A 15,655-nucleotide genomic window follows, 5' to 3' on the forward strand; every position below is an offset into this window, starting at 1 on the left:
ACACTGGCAAAGAAGTGAATTCCCGCACAGTCGGGCCTTGGGGACGGTCCCTTTTTACTCGGGAATGCCATAATGAACCCCGTGAATGAGCAATCCAATCAGATGACAGATCAACAGAAACGGCAGCCCCTCTTCCCCGGGCGGGCCTTCATCAGCACCGTCCTGGACGTGGTCGAGAGCAAGAAGACCATGAGCGGCGCCCTGACCGGCAAGTACATGCAACGAGCCACCATGGCCGGCCTCTTTGTGGGTATCTTCTTCACGGCCTACTTCGTCATCATGGGCCAGGCCGGCCAGAACCCCGCAGACCACGGCCTGATCCTGGCAGGCCGGGTTCTGGCGGCGACCACCTTCGGCTGGGCCCTGGTCCTGATCTACTACACCAACTCCGAACTGCTGACCTCCAACATGATGGTGGTCACCATAGGCGCCTATCACAAGCGCCTGGGCTGGCTGGCCTCCCTGCGGATCCTGGTCCTCTGCCTTCTGGGCAATCTGGCCGGAGCCCTGATCGTGGCCGTCATCCTGCGCTTCTCATCCATCGTCAGCGGCCCCACCCTGGACCAGATGCTGGCGGCCGCTGCGACCAAGACCGGCTACGTCTCCGGCGGTCCCATGGGCTTCGCTGACCTGTTCGTGCGCGGCATCCTGTGCAACTTCTGCATCAACATCGCCATGCTCATGGTCTACAACGGCAAGCTTTCCAACGACTTCACCAAGTGCATCATCATGGTCGTGGCCGTCTTCGTCTTCGCCTTCTGCGGATTCGAGCACTCGATAGCCGATTCGGCTCTCTTCCTCATCCTGGGCGTCTTCGGGCGGATCAACGCCTGGAAGGCGATCCTGGTGGTCCTAGTGGCCATGCTGGGCAACTACATAGGCGGCGGCATCCTGATCGGTCTGAACTTCGCCACCATGAACGATGAGCGCCGGTTCAAGGCCTGATCGAAACTGCCACATACAGTTGCTACAGCCGATTTTCACCGGCCGTGTCCTGACTGTGGTGGAGCCGTGGACTCCCGAATGATCAGTCGCGACGAGATCTGCTCATCCCCCATCGCGCGGCTCTGTTGCAGCTGATCAAGGTCTAGCTCCTCCTCTTCACTCGCCTTGTGGGTCCCGTCAACCCCCTTGGTCTCCGGCTGGTCATCACTGTCGGGCCAATGAGCCAAGCGCTCAACAGCCTTGGCTCCTATTCCCTGGAAGTTCTGCCGCCAAGTCGTAATGCTTGGGACGGTCACTTCACCGATGGGGTTGCCATCGAAGCCGGCAACGCTGACGTCTTCGGGAACCTTCTTGCCCTCGAGAAGAATGCCTCGTATGACACCTGCGGCCACCTCATCGTTGCCGGCGAAAATTGCTGTAATCTCCGGGAAGGAGCACAGGTAGCGTCCAATCTGCTCCGCCTTCCGGAAATCCCAGGTGCAGGGCAAAGGTTCCTCGATAGGAGCCCCCGCTTCCTCCAGAGCACGCCGCCAACCCAGGGATCGCGTATATTTATTGCCGTTTTCGGGAATGGATACATGGAAAACGGTTTTATGCCCCAATCTCAGCAGGTACTTGGTGATCTGGTATCCGCCTTCATAGGCACCTATCAGCAGGCTCCCCGAAGCCAGATCAGCTTCATCCACGATTACGGTGGGGAGCGATTGTGCAATGTATCCAGCGAAAGAGTGCAGGAGGCTGGAACGCTCCACGTCCAGAATGATGCATCCAACCGGCCTGTTCTGGATGAGCTGGTCTACAGTCTCCTTGACTTTCTCATGACCATTGCCGACCAGGGTCACTGTGACCAGATAATGCCGTCGGCGTGCAGCCAGTTCAATCCCCTGCACCAGCTGCATGGATCCGTATAGGGATATATCCGTGGCGATAACCGCGATGGACTGAAATTCATTGGATACCAAGGCTCTAGCAATGGTATTGGGTCGGTAATTCAAGTCCTTGACAGCTTCGGCTATGACCTTACGTTTGCCGTCGCTCAGGTTGCGGCCACCATTGAGATACCGGGAAACCGTGGAAACGGAAACACCGGCCTTTCTTGCCACATCCTTGATGGATGGAGCCCGTCTTTTCCCCGCAGCCATCTGCAACCATCCTTTCAAACACGCAGACGCCCGGCAAGCCTATTACAGGCTGCCAGGCGGCCGACGCAAAACCATCAATCACCCTATCTGATTGTGTCACAATAGGAAGGTATGGTCCTTACATAGATCGAGCTACTTCACTTCACTGCCCCGCCAGTTATCCCTGAGATGATCTTCTTCTGCGCCACGGCGAAGATAATCAGCAAGGGCAGGCTCATCAGAATAATATAAGCAAAGATGTAATGCCAATTATTCAGATAGAGTCCAGCATTAGCCACGTTGTAGAGGTTCAGCGGGAGGGTGTCCATCTTGCCCGAGAGGATAAAGAGGGCATAGAAGACATCATTCCATATATACAGAATGAGCAGGATGGTCGCCGAAGCCATTGTGGGCCCTAGGAGGGGCAGAACGATGGTAAAGAAGACCCTCATAGGCTTGGCTCCGTCGATTCGAGCAGCTTCCTCTAAGGAGATCGGGATGGTGCGAATGAACCCGGTGACGAAGAAGATGACCGTCGAAAGGTAGATCCCCACATAGACGCAAATCATGCCGATGGCGGTTCCCGCCAGACCAATCATCTTCAAAAGCAGCATGACCGTAACCACGGCCGGCGGCAGAATCAGTCCAGATATGCATAAGGCATATACCAGAGCCATGGCCTTGGTGGCTCGTCGAGCCAAAATCCATGAAGCCATGGAACCGAAGATCAGGGCCACCACCACAGAGGGAAGCGTCACCAGGAGAGAACCGAAGAATGCCGGAATCATCTTGCCCTGAGAAAGGACAATGCCGAAGTTTTCGAAGAGATGCCACTTGGTTGGCAACGCCAGAGACAGTCTTAGGGCCTCAGCCTGATCCTTGCCCGCCGTTATGACCAGCAGGTAGAAAGGCACCCCTAGGCAGACTACAACCAAAAAGACCAGGAGAACGGTGTGAAGCACCCTCTTGCCCAGAGCTCCTTTGTGTCCGGCAGCATGCACGCCAGAGTTGGTGGCGACGGGTTCAAAACTCGCATTGCTCATAGTATCTTGGCCTCTCTTCTGCGAAGGTACCAAATCAAAGGAATGGCAATAATCATCACGACAATAAAGAGCAGGAGGCTCATCATCGTCGACTGTGAATACAGACCCTGGCCGAAGGTTCTCCAGACGAAGAGGTTGAGGATCTCAGTGGAGCCGCCGGGGCCACCTGCTGTTGTAGCCTGCACGGTGTCAAACCCGTTCATTGAGCCAAGAAGGGAGGTGGCCACATTGAAGGTCACGGCCGGGGCCAGGAGCGGGAATTTGATCTTCCAGAAAATCTGCCAGGAATTGGCTCCGTCGATTTCGGCTGCCTCAAGGACATCTTCATCGATGGTTTTGAGTCCGGACAGGTAAATGAGCATGGCCAGGCCAGCCCATTTCCAACCCTGGATTGCGGACACTATGACGATTGACCAGGTGGTGCTTCCCAGCCAGGCTGTGCTAATAGTCCTCCCGGCAAAGAAGCTCAGTATCTGATCCAAGGCGCCATTAGCTTGAAGAACGGCCTGCCAGACATATCCCACGGCGAGAGCAGACATGAGCACGGGAATGAAGAAGAGCACCCGGGCGATACGGTTTTCAGTCGTGTCCTTTTCAAGAAAAACAGCCAGAATCAGACCGAACGTATTCTGGAAAAAGGCGACGCAGAGTGCGAAAACTAGTGTGGTCCGCAAATCCCGGAGCAGTATCCCGTTTTTGAAGAGGCTCATGAAGTTGTCGAAGCCGTTGAAGGAAATGGTCGTCTTGAAGGCAGACCAATCAGTAAAGGCATAGATGAAGTTTAGAACCGTAGGAACGAAGAAGAAAACCAGCAGGACAGCCCCTGCTGGGACCAGGAACCGAAGCGGGTAATTCTTTTTCATAACCGCGGTTTCGCTATTGGAACCAATAGATCGGTTCCTACCCAAGCGTTTCCGGCCTTTTGCAGCAGGACCCGCAGCGAACGCATCAGACATAAAAGGTCCTTTCTTCCGATGTGATTGTCCAATTCATACGTATGAATCCAGGAAGAACGGCCGGAGGAATTACCTATCCCCCGGCCGCTGCTTTCCTTAGAAGCCCTTCACTCCCTGGGCCTTGGCTACCTGTGCGAACTGATCCTGTGTGGTCTGGGCAACCTGTTCCGGCGTCATGGTCCCATTGACCATGCTGGCCAGGTTGACATAAAGATCAGGGTTAGCCAAGGCTTGGAGCTGCATGGAACCGACGCTGTGCTGAATGGATTGTGCCGCATCCAGGCTGGCTTGGGGCACAGTGTTCGGCGAATCGACGTTCTTCAGCACCGAAATGATGTTCTGCTGCTTGATAAAAGCCTTGTAGCCATCGGTCATCCAGAAATTGAGGAACTGTCTGGATGCTGCCTCGCGCTTGCTGTCCCCGCTCTTGAAGGCCACGACCCCATTGGAACCATCAGGAATGATGGTGGTATAGTTGCCATCTTTCGACACGGGGAAGTACCCGATCTTCTTGTCCAGAGCGCTCTTGTCGTTGCCAGCCAAGGCGGAGATGGCCAGGAATTGACTGGCATTGCCGAAGATCATCCCGGTCTTTCCGTCCCACAGGGCCTTCTCCTGGGCGGTGTCCTTGGCCGAGCCGGCATCAGCATTGTAGAGCCCCTTCTTGAAGAGGTCCTGATAATTGGTGATGGCTTCCATAATGTCCTTGCCGGTGAATTTATCCTTGCCCTGGTTCACACGGTCCCAAAGGCCCCCTTGTGCCGCTTCGGCTAATTGGACCTGGACAGCCCACTGCGTGCCCCATTGGGAACCACCCATTTCAAAGAGGGGCGAATCCACGCCAGGGACATTGGCATCTTTGATTTTCTGGGCAGCCGCCACGAACTCATTCCAGTTCTTGGGTACCGCATCAAGCCCTGCGGCCTTGAAGACATCCTTGTTGTAATAGACGCCCATAGTCGAAGGGGCGCTCACCATAATCGCGTATCTGCTGTTTTTGTAGAGCCCTGCCTCGTCGTCTATACCCTTCTTGTAGTTCTTCTCAAAGGGAGCATTGTCGAGTTTCTGCAGCTTGCCCTGAGCAACCAAACCGGTCAGCATGGACCTGGTCGGTTGCCAAAAAGCCAGGTCGGGAGTATCACCGGTCGTGATTTTGGTCTGTGCGTTATTTTCATAGACTTCCGGAATGGTAACCAGATCAACCTTGGCACCCGTAGCTTTTTGGAAATCCTTGATCACCTGAACCGGAATCTTGTTGGCCTGGGGCGAGCTCCAGAACTTCAAGGTCACGCCGTCCAACTTGGCACTCGCCTCGGGCCAGTAGCCAGATGCCTTGGTATCAGTGTCGTCACTGCTGGCAGCAGGATTGCCGCATCCGGCTAAAGTGCCCATGCACAAACCTGCGGCAATCACCAGACCAGCCAAAGCTCGAACGGTCTTTCGTGAAGAATCGACCTTCCAATGGATCAACTTCATTGTTTATCCCTTTCCGCTCCTGCCACCCGCAGATGGCAGGATGGCAGGGACTTTCATTACATCACTCACGTCTTTTCAGACTGACGGCCAATCACTCCCTGATTAAGAGGGTCCTGGCCGTATACCCCTCTTCGGGCATATGAACTTCTAGACTCCCCCTTTCTTTGTGCCAGATATAACGCCAAGAATCCGACTTGCCATCCCGGTCCGCAAAACACGGATAGAGAACCTGCACCCTGCAATCCCTGTTTGTGAACATAGGCAGCGGCAGATCGAGATGACCATCCGATGTGCACCTGGCCCAAACGGTAATCAGAACACCGTCTCTGACCCCATCTGCTCCTTGGTCGCGTGCGCTTCTGATGCCAAGCGCAAGCTTGTCGTCATACCAACCAGGCAGTCCCAATGGCCAGAACGGCACACCCGTAGCTACCCGGCCGCCAATGATGCGACGATAGACATCGATCGCATCTCGGACCATCTTCAATTGATGCTCGGAGAACCGATTCAGGTACCCCGACAAGAAGAAGTGCCCCAGTAGGGTGTTGGTCAGAGCAAAGCAAAAGCTCTCGTCATCCATATCGGCAGCCGGATACGCCCAATTGCCAGCCTGCTCGGGAAGCATGGCCATGGGCGCTGTGGCACTTATGCTCGCATACCGGCCGAAGTCCTGCTGATCCGATGTAGAAAGAAGATGAAATACGGAAGACTGGGCGAAATCAGTCCGCATGCCTCCGGACGAGCAGTTTTCGAGGATCAGGTTAGGATGGCGACGATACAGCCCCTTAATCCATTCCCGATAGGCCCGGTTGTGGCCGAGAAGACCCTCACCAGGGCTATCCGCGCGATATGTGGTGCCTGGACCAGGCATGACGTTGTAGTCGAATTTAAAATAACCGACTCCGAAATCGCCAACGAGCCTATCGATCACTTCGTTCATGTGCCTTATGGTCTGAGGGTTTCTAAAATCGAGTAGATATCTATTCTGTTCCACTACACGATGCCCTGCGTGCTGGAAGAAGGCAGAATCCGGCAGCTTCTTGGCCAAAGGACTTTTGACTCCCACGACCTCTGGTTCAAGCCACAAACCTGGTATCATGTGTTCGCGTTTAATGGCATCCATGACCTCACCCAGGCCTCCAGGAAATCGGGTCGTAGATGGCTTCCACTCACCGACTGATGGCCACCAATCGCCGGTGTCGTCATACCAGCCGGCATCGATGCAGAATACTTCAGCACCCATGCTGCCGGCTGCCTTGATCAAAGGCAGCAAGCGGTCTGTGCTCGGGTCGCCATTGAGGGTATTCATATAATCGTTGAATATGATCTCTGGAGTCTTCAACTTGTCCATCGCAAGATGCCAGTGCCGTCTATAGTTCGCAACAGATTCAAGGGCCTGATCAAAGTTGCTGGCAGGAGTCACCGAAACAGGTACAGAGGTGAATTGCTCTTCCTTGTGAAGCACTACAGACCAATTATGATTTTTATAAGTAGGCCCGCTGAGTGCAAAGTAACCCTCGCTTTTTTCGCCTTCGCCCACCTCCCAGCGCCATGGTCCGTTGTGCTCGATCTGAAAGAGCCAGGTGATACCCTGCTTCGGCGAAGCCAACACACTCATCGGTAGGGCTTGTCCCGTGGAGAAGGTTCCCTCCGATATACAGGAGTATGCACCTTGAGGCGTTCGACCCACCATATCGTTCTCGAGGAGGGGACATATTTCACGCAGTGGCCTCCAGGACCAACGTCCCTCACCAAGCCAGTCATTCCGACACTCAGCCAGCTGCCAACCCGCCAGCCTATCCTTAGTCTCGTCAAGACCATTCGTCTGTCCGAAGAGCTGGCAATAGGTGGGGAGAGATTCGAGGACCAGGTCGTCTTCCAAGGTGTTTTTAATACTTGTCGTCACCTTGAACATCAGGTCACCGTCAGCTACCTGGAACAACTGGCTGCATTCAATCCCGTGCTCTTGGCTCTCCTGGCGTATTTCCAGGTTGCTGACTCCATTCGTATGCCACGTTTTCCAAGATGCGAATCGCAGGGCCTGACCAAGGGATGTCTCAATAAGCCTACGACCACAAATCGTATGACCCGTACCGCGGCCAGAGGCTTCTATCTGCACCATGGGCAACCGACCCATAAAAGTAATGCGTTGTGTCTTCGGCTCGGCGGGGTCAGCAGGCACACGGCTGGACGACGACCCGACTGATTGTGGTATGGATGAATATGCCTCATGGCACGGGCTAAAGGTCATGGAGACTAGAGCAACAGGTTGGTCATTTCCGACCTCGAACTCCAGTTGTATACAATCGTTCCCCCACCGTAAGGGTGAAGATATAGTTGAATCCCCTTTTGGTATCGTTACCAATTCGAAGACCTCAGAACTATCCTCGCTCTGCATGGAATCTCCTTACAGCTACATTGCTTTATGAACTAGCTTCTCCTAGTATAACTGGTACCGTTCCCAGCGCAAGTCGTAACTGAGATCAGTGTCTGGTCTTTCTCTCCGTAATCCAATCACCCAATAGACCAACCGGCCTTTTCTCTAGACTTTAGAAGCACTGGGAGAATGAGCGCTTGGAGATCCTCACACCAATTTCTGCTGGAATCAGAGCAATGCCGGACGGGCACTTAGGCGGCGACTTTCATCATTGGCCACACCCAGCAACGTAGCTGATCAGCGCGTCTTGGCTCTCTTTCCACCAGGCACTAGACATCATGGCAGTGGACGCGCCTACGAGACTGATCGGATACTACCTACCATGAAGCAACCCGAGAGCCTATGAACAGGCGGAAAGCGGTGGTCCATGATGAGCGAGGCTGAAACGGCAGCCAACAAGTCCCTGGTACAGGAGTTCTGCGACCAAGTCTTCAGCCGGGGAGATATTAGCAATATCGACAGGTTCATGCGAGACGACTACTTTCAGCACAACCCAACCTGCGCCGACGGGAGGGCGGGGTTCCTGGCCCTAGGCCCTCAAATCAAGATCATCATGGTCTATGTCCGCTTCAATTGCACGCTGAAAAACGACCATGTCAACAAGGACGGCCAGCTGGCTGAGCACTGGGACATCATCGAACACAATGCGGAAGGTGTGCAGTCCCGCAACGGCAACGGTCTCTTCTGACCTTTATCCAATCCCACCACCGCCCGGGCCGGGGTTCTCTTGCTGCTGGACCATGATCCAGCAGCAAGAGAACCAGGAAGGCTTCAGCGAGCGCGAATGGCCTCTCTGACCGGCAACACGCTCGCGGGCGATACCGAAAGCTCGTCCAGGCCGTAATCCAGGAAGGTGGCCGTAAGATCCCTGTCGGCACCCAGCTCGCCGCAGATCCCGCACCAGATGCCAGCCTGGTGGGCGGCATCAACGGCCATGCGAATCATGCGTAGAACGGCAGGCGAATGAGGGTCAGCGAACTGTCCCAGGTTGGGGTTCTGACGGTCGCAGGCCAAAGTGTACTGGGTCAGGTCATTGGTTCCGATGGAGAAGAAGTCCACCTTCCGGGCCAACTCCGGCGCCATGACAACCGAGGCCGGAGTTTCGACCATGATGCCCACCTGGATGTCCTCCTTGAAGTCCTCGCCCCTGCCACGGAGCTCTTCCATGACCTGGTCGATGATGGCCCTGGCCTGATCAACCTCTTTGGTGGAGGTGATCATGGGCAGCATGATGGAGATGTTCCCAAAGGCTGATGCTCGCAGGATGGCCCTGAGCTGCACCTTGAAGACCTCCGGCCTGGTCAGGCAGATACGGATGGCCCGGTATCCCAAGGCGGGATTGGCCTCATGCTCCAGACCGAAGTAGCCGACCTGCTTGTCAGCCCCGATATCCAAAGTCCGGATGATGACCGGCTTGCCGCCCATTCTCTGGGCGACCTCTTTGTAGGCCTGGAATTGCGACTCCTCGGTGGGGAAGTCCTCGCTCTCCAGGTAGAGGAACTCGCTGCGGAAGAGTCCGATCCCTTCAGCATCGTTGGCTTCGACCGCATCCAAGTCCGAAGGCCTGCCGATATTGGCATAGAGATGAACCTCCTGGCCTTCCTTGGTTTTGGTGGGCTTGCCCTTGAGTTCTTGGAGCAGCTGCACACGTTCCCGGAACTCCCGCTGGCGGATTTTATAGGACTCAAGGGTCTTCTGGTCCGGATCGATCAGCACCAGGCCCTGGCTGCCATCCACGATGGCTGTCAGGCCCTGGTCCTCCGGTCTGGGATCCTGACCAAGACCGATGACGGCAGGCAGCCCCATGGTCCTGGCCAATATAGCCGTATGGGAATTGGCCGATCCCTGGCTGGTGGCGAAGCCCAGCACTTGTGTGGGATCCATCTGAGCTGTCTGGCTGGGAGCCAGGTCGGAGGCCATGACGATGGCCGGCCGACCATCCTGGCCCGCCTGTGCACCCGAGCCAAGGTTGTCGATCAGACGCCGGGAAACATCCTGCACATCGGCAGCCCGCGCCTGCATATAAGGGGAGTCCATGCCAGCGAACATGGCGGCGAATCTCTGTGCGGTGGCATCCACCGCGTACTCGGCGTTGACCTTGTCCGATTGGATCAGCCCTTCGACCCCTTCCACATAGTCCGGGTCTTTGAGCATGAGCCGGTGGGTGTCGAATAGCTCGGCCTTGTCCTCGCCGAGCCTAGCAGCGGTATCCTCCCTGAGCTTGGCCAGCTGGTCCATAGAGACCTGCTGGGCCTGGCGGAAGCGATCGATCTCGGCACGAGGATCATCAACGGTGCGCCGCACCGCCTGCCTGGCCTCTTCCAGGACCTTAACGGGCCCTATGGCAATGCCTGCCGAGACGCCGGTGCCTCTCAGCTCCCTCATAGATTCTCCTTGAAGAAGCTCTGCAGCTCCTCGACGGCCTTGTCTTGGTCCGGGCCATCCACGTTCACAGTGATCGTGTCGCCCTGCTTGGCTCCCAGGCCCATGACCGCGAAGATGCGTTTGGCATCCGCCTTGTTGCCCTTGTCGTCGAGGGTGATGGCGGACTGATACTTCTGCGCCTGCTCGACAAGCCTGCCTGCAGGTCTTGCATGCATGCCCTCAGGGTCGGAAATAGTGACGGTGAATGCGCTTGCCATAGCTGCCTCCTCAGTCCTTGCTGATGTAACGGCCGTTGTCGAACCGGTATCCAGTGGACTGTTCATACTCGTGAACCATCTGGTCCCAGGAATCCTCGATCCTGTCGGTCAGTCCGAATAGCCCGGAACGGCCAATCACATAGATGTCAGGATCGGCATCTGAGATCAGCTTCCAGTGAGCCAGATTGGTGGATCCGTCCATCTCGATCTGATAGCCATAGCCGTGCTCATCGCGCAGCTTGCGCAGATGGACGATCTTGTCCAGGCAGACCGACAGGAAACGCTGGCCGGCGAAGCCCGGATCGATGGTCATGATGGTGACATTGTCCAGCAGATCGATGTAGGGAAGGATGGTTTCAACCGGCGTCTCCGGATTGAGCACCATACCCGCCTTAAGGCCCGCATCGTGGATCTGATCGATCAATCGGAAGGCAACCCCGTTGGACACCTCTGCTGGCATGCAGATCATCTCGCACTTGATATCGATCAGCTGCTGGACCCAGAAGGGGGCGTCGGTCACCATAAGGTGGGCCGACATGGGCAGGTCGGAGATCTTGCGCGTCTGCTCGATAAACCAAGGCGACAGGGTGATGTTGGGCACGAAATGGCCGTCCATGATGTCGATGTGGTAGAGGTTGGCTCTCTCGTTCAGGAAGCTGATCTGCTCCTTGAACTGGTCCAGATCCATGGTCATCAGCGAGGGGGCCAGCTGGATTTGCCGCGGGCGTTTGGTCAACGTTGGTGTGCTTGTTGCTGTCATTGTGGAATGATTGTCCTTCTGTTGGTTTAGATGACCTGGATATCGTCCAGGTCAAGGTCCTCTTCGTCGTCTGTTGCTGCTGCAGCAGGCTCGGCGGCGTCTTCAGGAATTGACTTCTTGATCAGCGCATAGACAACGCCGGTCACTAGGACGTTGGCGGCGATGGCCAACAGTCCCACCCACCACTTGGCACCCATGGTGGGGAGCATCAGGAAGCCGCCGAAAGGCACGGTGGCACCCTTGCCGTTGGAAAGGCTCATCAGGATGGCGCCCTCGCACATGCCGCCCAGACCAGCGGCGACGATTCCCCTCACCAGATCGTTCATGACGATGGGGATTGATCCCTCGACAATATTCACAACGCCCATGGGCACTGCGGACTTGAGGGTCTCCACCTCCTCACGGGTGTAGATCCGCTTGCGCAGGAGCTTGGCGACCAGATAGGCGAAGCCAAAGCCGATGGGGGTAGCCGTGTTGGTCAGCTGCAAGGCGGTGACAGGACCGTTGATGCCCTGGGCCTGCAGCGTCAGCGCAAAGGCGAAGGCGGTCTTGTTGATGGGGCCGCCGAAGTCGACGATGCTCAACGCTCCCAGTACGGCGCCGAAGATGAGGTTTGAGGCCCCATTCATGCTTGTCAGCAGGTTGGTCAGCCAGGTGGTGAACCAGGCCACCGGGGTGCCGATGATGTAGACCATGATCAGCCCGCTGGCCAGGGAGGCAAGGAAAGGCACGATCAAGGTGGGCATAAGCCCCTTGGCCCAGCTGGGAACTTTGACGTAGCGCAGTACCGCGTAGGCCAGCCAGCCGCCGATATATCCGCCTATGATGCCGCCGATGAAGCCGGCGCTGATGGCTACGGCCGCCAGGCCGGTCACGAAGCCGGGCGCGATCCCGGGCTTGCCCGCAATCGAGAAGGCGATACCAGTGGCAATTATGACCGGGAGCAGCCCCAGTGCTTTGCCGCCCAAGGTGGCCAGGGCCTGGAAGAAGTCGAACTTCCCCATGACCAAGGTGTCCTGGGCCTTGCCGCCGAAGGCCATGCCGATAGCGATAATGAAGCCCGCACCGCAGACGATGGGGATCATATAGGAGATGGCCGTCAGCAGATGGCCCTTGAAATTGGCTTGCTTCCAAAATTGTTTCATGATGACTTCCTTGTCCGCATGGTTGATTGCATGGTTACTACTTGCCGACGATTTCGTGCAGTTTGGCGATCAGTTTGTTGGGAGACTTGATCGCCGTCTCGGTGGAGACCTTGACGGTCTTCTTGCCCTTGAACCGCTCTTCATCGGCTATCTTGATGTCAATGGCCAGAATGACCACGTCTGCCTGCTTGATATCCTCCTCGGTCAGGGCATTTTCGATGCCGATGGTGCCCTGGGTTTCGATCTTGATATCGTCTCCGGCCGTCTTGGCCGCATCCTCCAGCTTCTGCTGGGCCAGATAAGTGTGTGCGATGCCAATGGTGCAGGCAGTCACTCCTACGATTTTCATGATTGCTTCTCCTTTGTCGTTATTCGGTTAAGTGACAAATCATCTGGTAAGAGCAGCCACGACCTGGTCGGTGTTCTCGGCCTGAAGGAGATCGTGCACCACATCGGCCTTGGCCAGCTTCCTAGCAAATTCCGAAAGCAGCTGCAGGTGCTGCTTGGATCCCTCATCATCGGCACCGACGGCAAACAGCACCACAACTTTCGCTCCGGTGTCGTCCAGGGATTCCCAGGGGATTTCATGGTCCAGCACGGCAATGGCGATGCCGTTCCTGCGAACAGTGTCGCTGCGGCCATGAGGGATGGCCACATGCTCGCCGATGCCCGTCGCACCCTGGCCTTCACGCTCGTACAGGGCTTTCATGAAGACCTCCGGCGAATCGATGTAGCCTGCGTCATGAAGCCTGCGGGTGAGCTCAGTGAAGACCTCGTCCTTGGTCTTCGCTTTGAACCCTGTCACCACGGTGCTCTTATCGATCGCCGCGCCAAGTGATGCTGCGTCCACCATCATTTCCCTTCTGTCGTCAATATCTGTCGAACATCCGTGATCGAGCCTGTTCCCAGCAGGCCCAAAACCTTCTCGTCACCCATTCGCCGATAAAGATCACGCAGGTACCGTAGATCCTTCATCGAAGGGTCCTGCGGGATAAGGATCAGCAAGAGTCTGGATACGTCATGCGATCCGTCCCACTGTGGCATGGGTCGTGAGAGCTTCAAGTAGAGGAGCAGGCATTCATCAACGAAAGGTCCCTGCGCATGCGGATTGGCCAGCTGGTCTGCAATGACTGTGCTGCCCGACGCCTCACGGGCAAGCAGGTCCTTGACCAGGAGATCGGCAGACCTGATGACGCCCTTGGACTGTAAATAAGTGCATATACAGACGAACAGGGCATGCACTGGATTTTTGCGCGAAGGCATTGCTGCTGCAGTGGCGGTGTGATGAGACAAGATTGCTGAGTCCTGGATTCCGAAGCCGCCAGAAGGCTCCTGCTCAATCAGGATTTTCATCGTCCGACCTCCCCGTTATGGATATGGTCGGCCATCCGTTCCAGCCTCTCCTGATCCTCAATGGTCAGCATGGCGCTGACCACCAGCGTCGGCCGCTTCATCTCTTCGGACAGGGCAACTGTAGAGACCACAAGATCAGTCATCGGATACCGCTCCAAGGCCTTCTCTACATCTCGGGCAGCCACGGTCCCTATGACGTCCATATCGGAGAACCGCCGTTCAATCTTTGATTTCAGCAGCTGCGCCGTGCCCAGCCCGGTCGTGCAGACCAGCAGGATGTTCAAGGGCCTGCTGAGATTTTCCACAGCCTGAGCGAAATACACAGTGATGAAGCCGATTTCCTCATCGTCGATGATGGGGAGATGCTCGTGCTCCTCCAGCTGGCGCGTGGCCTCTTTCACCGTGCTAAACAGATTTGGATACTCCAGCCTGATCTGCTCAAGAAGGTTGTTGTTGACTCTGATGCCGTTTTTCAGCCTGTTAAGCAGGGGCTTCATATGCTTGGAGAGCCTGGCAAAGAGCTCGGACTGATCGATTTGCGCGTAACGAGGGTTCAGAGCAACCTGGTCGATCAAATAGCGCGTGGCCCGCCGAACCGGACCAGGCATGTCGTTGGCGGCCGGAAGATCATCCTCGATCCTTGAGGAGGCCAAATATTGGTAGAGATCGTAAACTTCAGCATCGGGCAGCTGCGCATCCAAATACATGTTCACGTCGGCTATGACAGCTCGGCAGACACTCATGACCTTGGAGCCTTCATCGGCAATACTGGCCTGTTGCTCGCCGGCTCTATCCTCCATGAGGGCACCGACGCTGCGGAACCGTTCGATGAGGATGTACAGATGGGTGAAGATGTTGACCCGGTATGGATAGGGGATTTCGGTATGAAGCAGTTCCTCAATCAGATCCAGCTGTTTGTCAACAAAAGCCGCGTCACGCTGCTCAATGTCCTGGTCAGGCTGCATGAACCGTCGGTTGCCAGGCTGGCCTTCATCGACAAACAAGCTGCTGATCGCCCGGCGGATGTCTGCCTCCTCACCGTCGATCCAAACGAACCCGCTGACATGTTCGATGGAAAGCTGGAAGCGGCCCAGCATTAGCCTCAGGGAACGAAGATCGGTCGCCACGGCAGAGTCACCGATGAAGTATTTGCCCCAAAGCTCGGTCACTCTGTACCGCTGTGGCGCCGTAAACAACAGGCGCTTGACGATCTCATCCCGCCGCTCTATAGATGTCAGACGACTGACATCGACGTTGGCCCGGCCGATTACAAATCCTGAATCCCCGAACGACATCGTCTCAGGGTTTTTAAGCCGATACCCGCGCCCTCTCTTGGATTCGATAATGGTCACGGGCCGATATTGCTCGTTGATCTGCTGGACCGCTCTGGTAATCGTTTTGGTCGAGACTTTGAGTGCATCGGACAATTCGGAACCGCGCACATAATCGCGCCTGTTGAGCAGATAGCCGATCAACGACTTCTTGAACCCGGTCTCCATTGCCCTTGAACCTCCTTTATGTTTAGGGTAATGTGGCCACTTTCGGCATCGAACGGTGTGTAGTATTCAGCATTGTCCCTTGTCTGCGGACTATGCACTGAGTGTCAGGAAACCTATAAGACCAAAAGAGTCTGAGAGGCTGCTGAGATGCGTCGTCATCGATGATTTGAGCAAAAGAAATGGCCTCTGATGACTGATGTCATCAGAGGCCATTCAACGTGTTATGGCGGCGGTGTGCTACTCTCCCACACTCTTCCGGGTGCAGTACCATTGCCGTG

At 55.9% G+C, this 15,655-nt stretch carries 15 protein-coding genes; 2 read left to right on the forward strand and 13 right to left on the reverse strand.

The window, feature by feature from the left end; genetic code table 11:
- The first annotated feature begins 102 nt into the window (after positions 1-102).
- Positions 103-945, forward strand: a complete 843-nt coding sequence (locus QRX40_RS08350; RefSeq protein ID WP_313837635.1) for a formate/nitrite transporter family protein — start codon at positions 103-105, stop codon at positions 943-945.
- Positions 946-980: 35 nt separating this feature from the next.
- Here QRX40_RS08350 and QRX40_RS08355 read toward each other — a convergent pair whose 3' ends face one another.
- The 5 genes from QRX40_RS08355 to QRX40_RS08375 form a co-directional block, all read right to left on the reverse strand.
- Positions 981-2,087: a LacI family DNA-binding transcriptional regulator gene (locus QRX40_RS08355; RefSeq protein ID WP_313837637.1), complete on the reverse strand. Its 1,107-nt coding sequence runs from the start codon at positions 2,085-2,087 to the stop codon at positions 981-983.
- Positions 2,088-2,224: 137 nt separating this feature from the next.
- The gene (locus QRX40_RS08360; protein WP_313837639.1) at positions 2,225-3,109 is read right to left on the reverse strand and encodes a carbohydrate ABC transporter permease; all 885 of its coding nucleotides are present in this window, start codon (positions 3,107-3,109) and stop codon (positions 2,225-2,227) included.
- Positions 3,106-3,972 carry a sugar ABC transporter permease gene (locus QRX40_RS08365; protein ID WP_313837641.1) on the reverse strand — a complete coding sequence of 289 codons (867 nt, stop codon included), beginning with the start codon at positions 3,970-3,972 and terminating at the stop codon, positions 3,106-3,108. Before QRX40_RS08365 ends, QRX40_RS08360 begins: the two co-directional genes overlap by 4 nt.
- Positions 3,973-4,161: 189 nt before the next feature.
- Positions 4,162-5,541 (reverse strand): ABC transporter substrate-binding protein, encoded by a 1,380-nt coding sequence (locus tag QRX40_RS08370; RefSeq protein ID WP_313837643.1) that lies wholly within the window; start codon positions 5,539-5,541, stop codon positions 4,162-4,164.
- A 91-nt stretch (positions 5,542-5,632) separates the two neighbouring features.
- Positions 5,633-7,663 (reverse strand): alpha-galactosidase, encoded by a 2,031-nt coding sequence (locus QRX40_RS08375; RefSeq protein WP_313837645.1) that lies wholly within the window; start codon positions 7,661-7,663, stop codon positions 5,633-5,635.
- 685 nt (positions 7,664-8,348) lie between these two features.
- On the opposite strand from QRX40_RS08375, the gene QRX40_RS08380 reads away from it, so the two are divergent.
- Positions 8,349-8,666: a hypothetical protein gene (locus tag QRX40_RS08380; RefSeq protein WP_313837647.1), complete on the forward strand. Its 318-nt coding sequence runs from the start codon at positions 8,349-8,351 to the stop codon at positions 8,664-8,666.
- A gap of 83 nt (positions 8,667-8,749) precedes the next feature.
- Here QRX40_RS08380 and ptsP read toward each other — a convergent pair whose 3' ends face one another.
- From ptsP to QRX40_RS08420, 8 genes are read right to left on the reverse strand one after another with little or no spacing between them, the layout of a single operon-like run.
- Positions 8,750-10,363 carry a phosphoenolpyruvate--protein phosphotransferase gene (gene ptsP / locus QRX40_RS08385; RefSeq protein WP_313837649.1) on the reverse strand — a complete coding sequence of 538 codons (1,614 nt, stop codon included), beginning with the start codon at positions 10,361-10,363 and terminating at the stop codon, positions 8,750-8,752.
- Positions 10,360-10,620, reverse strand: coding sequence for an HPr family phosphocarrier protein (locus QRX40_RS08390; protein WP_313837651.1), 261 nt, complete (start codon positions 10,618-10,620; stop codon positions 10,360-10,362). The genes ptsP and QRX40_RS08390 overlap by 4 nt, the downstream gene beginning before the upstream one ends.
- 10 nt (positions 10,621-10,630) lie before the next feature.
- Complete coding sequence (gene alsE, locus QRX40_RS08395) at positions 10,631-11,380, reverse strand: D-allulose 6-phosphate 3-epimerase (RefSeq protein WP_313837653.1); 750 nt, start codon at positions 11,378-11,380, stop codon at positions 10,631-10,633.
- 26 nt (positions 11,381-11,406) lie between these two features.
- Complete coding sequence (locus tag QRX40_RS08400) at positions 11,407-12,525, reverse strand: PTS fructose transporter subunit IIC (RefSeq protein ID WP_313837654.1); 1,119 nt, start codon at positions 12,523-12,525, stop codon at positions 11,407-11,409.
- Positions 12,526-12,562: 37 nt separating this feature from the next.
- The gene (locus tag QRX40_RS08405) at positions 12,563-12,874 is read right to left on the reverse strand and encodes a fructose PTS transporter subunit IIB (RefSeq protein WP_313837656.1); all 312 of its coding nucleotides are present in this window, start codon (positions 12,872-12,874) and stop codon (positions 12,563-12,565) included.
- Between the two features lie 39 nt (positions 12,875-12,913).
- Entirely contained in the window at positions 12,914-13,378 is a 465-nt protein-coding gene (locus QRX40_RS08410; protein ID WP_313837658.1) for a fructose PTS transporter subunit IIA, read from the reverse strand.
- Complete coding sequence (locus QRX40_RS08415) at positions 13,378-13,878, reverse strand: PTS sugar transporter subunit IIA (protein WP_313837660.1); 501 nt, start codon at positions 13,876-13,878, stop codon at positions 13,378-13,380. Before QRX40_RS08415 ends, QRX40_RS08410 begins: the two co-directional genes overlap by 1 nt.
- Positions 13,875-15,377: a PRD domain-containing protein gene (locus QRX40_RS08420; RefSeq protein WP_313837662.1), complete on the reverse strand. Its 1,503-nt coding sequence runs from the start codon at positions 15,375-15,377 to the stop codon at positions 13,875-13,877. The genes QRX40_RS08415 and QRX40_RS08420 overlap by 4 nt, the downstream gene beginning before the upstream one ends.
- Positions 15,378-15,655 lie beyond the last annotated feature (278 nt).

This window comes from Bifidobacterium sp. H6bp9, from assembly GCF_032193695.1.
GTDB classification, from domain to species: Bacteria; Actinomycetota; Actinomycetes; order Actinomycetales; family Bifidobacteriaceae; genus Bombiscardovia; species Bombiscardovia kimbladii.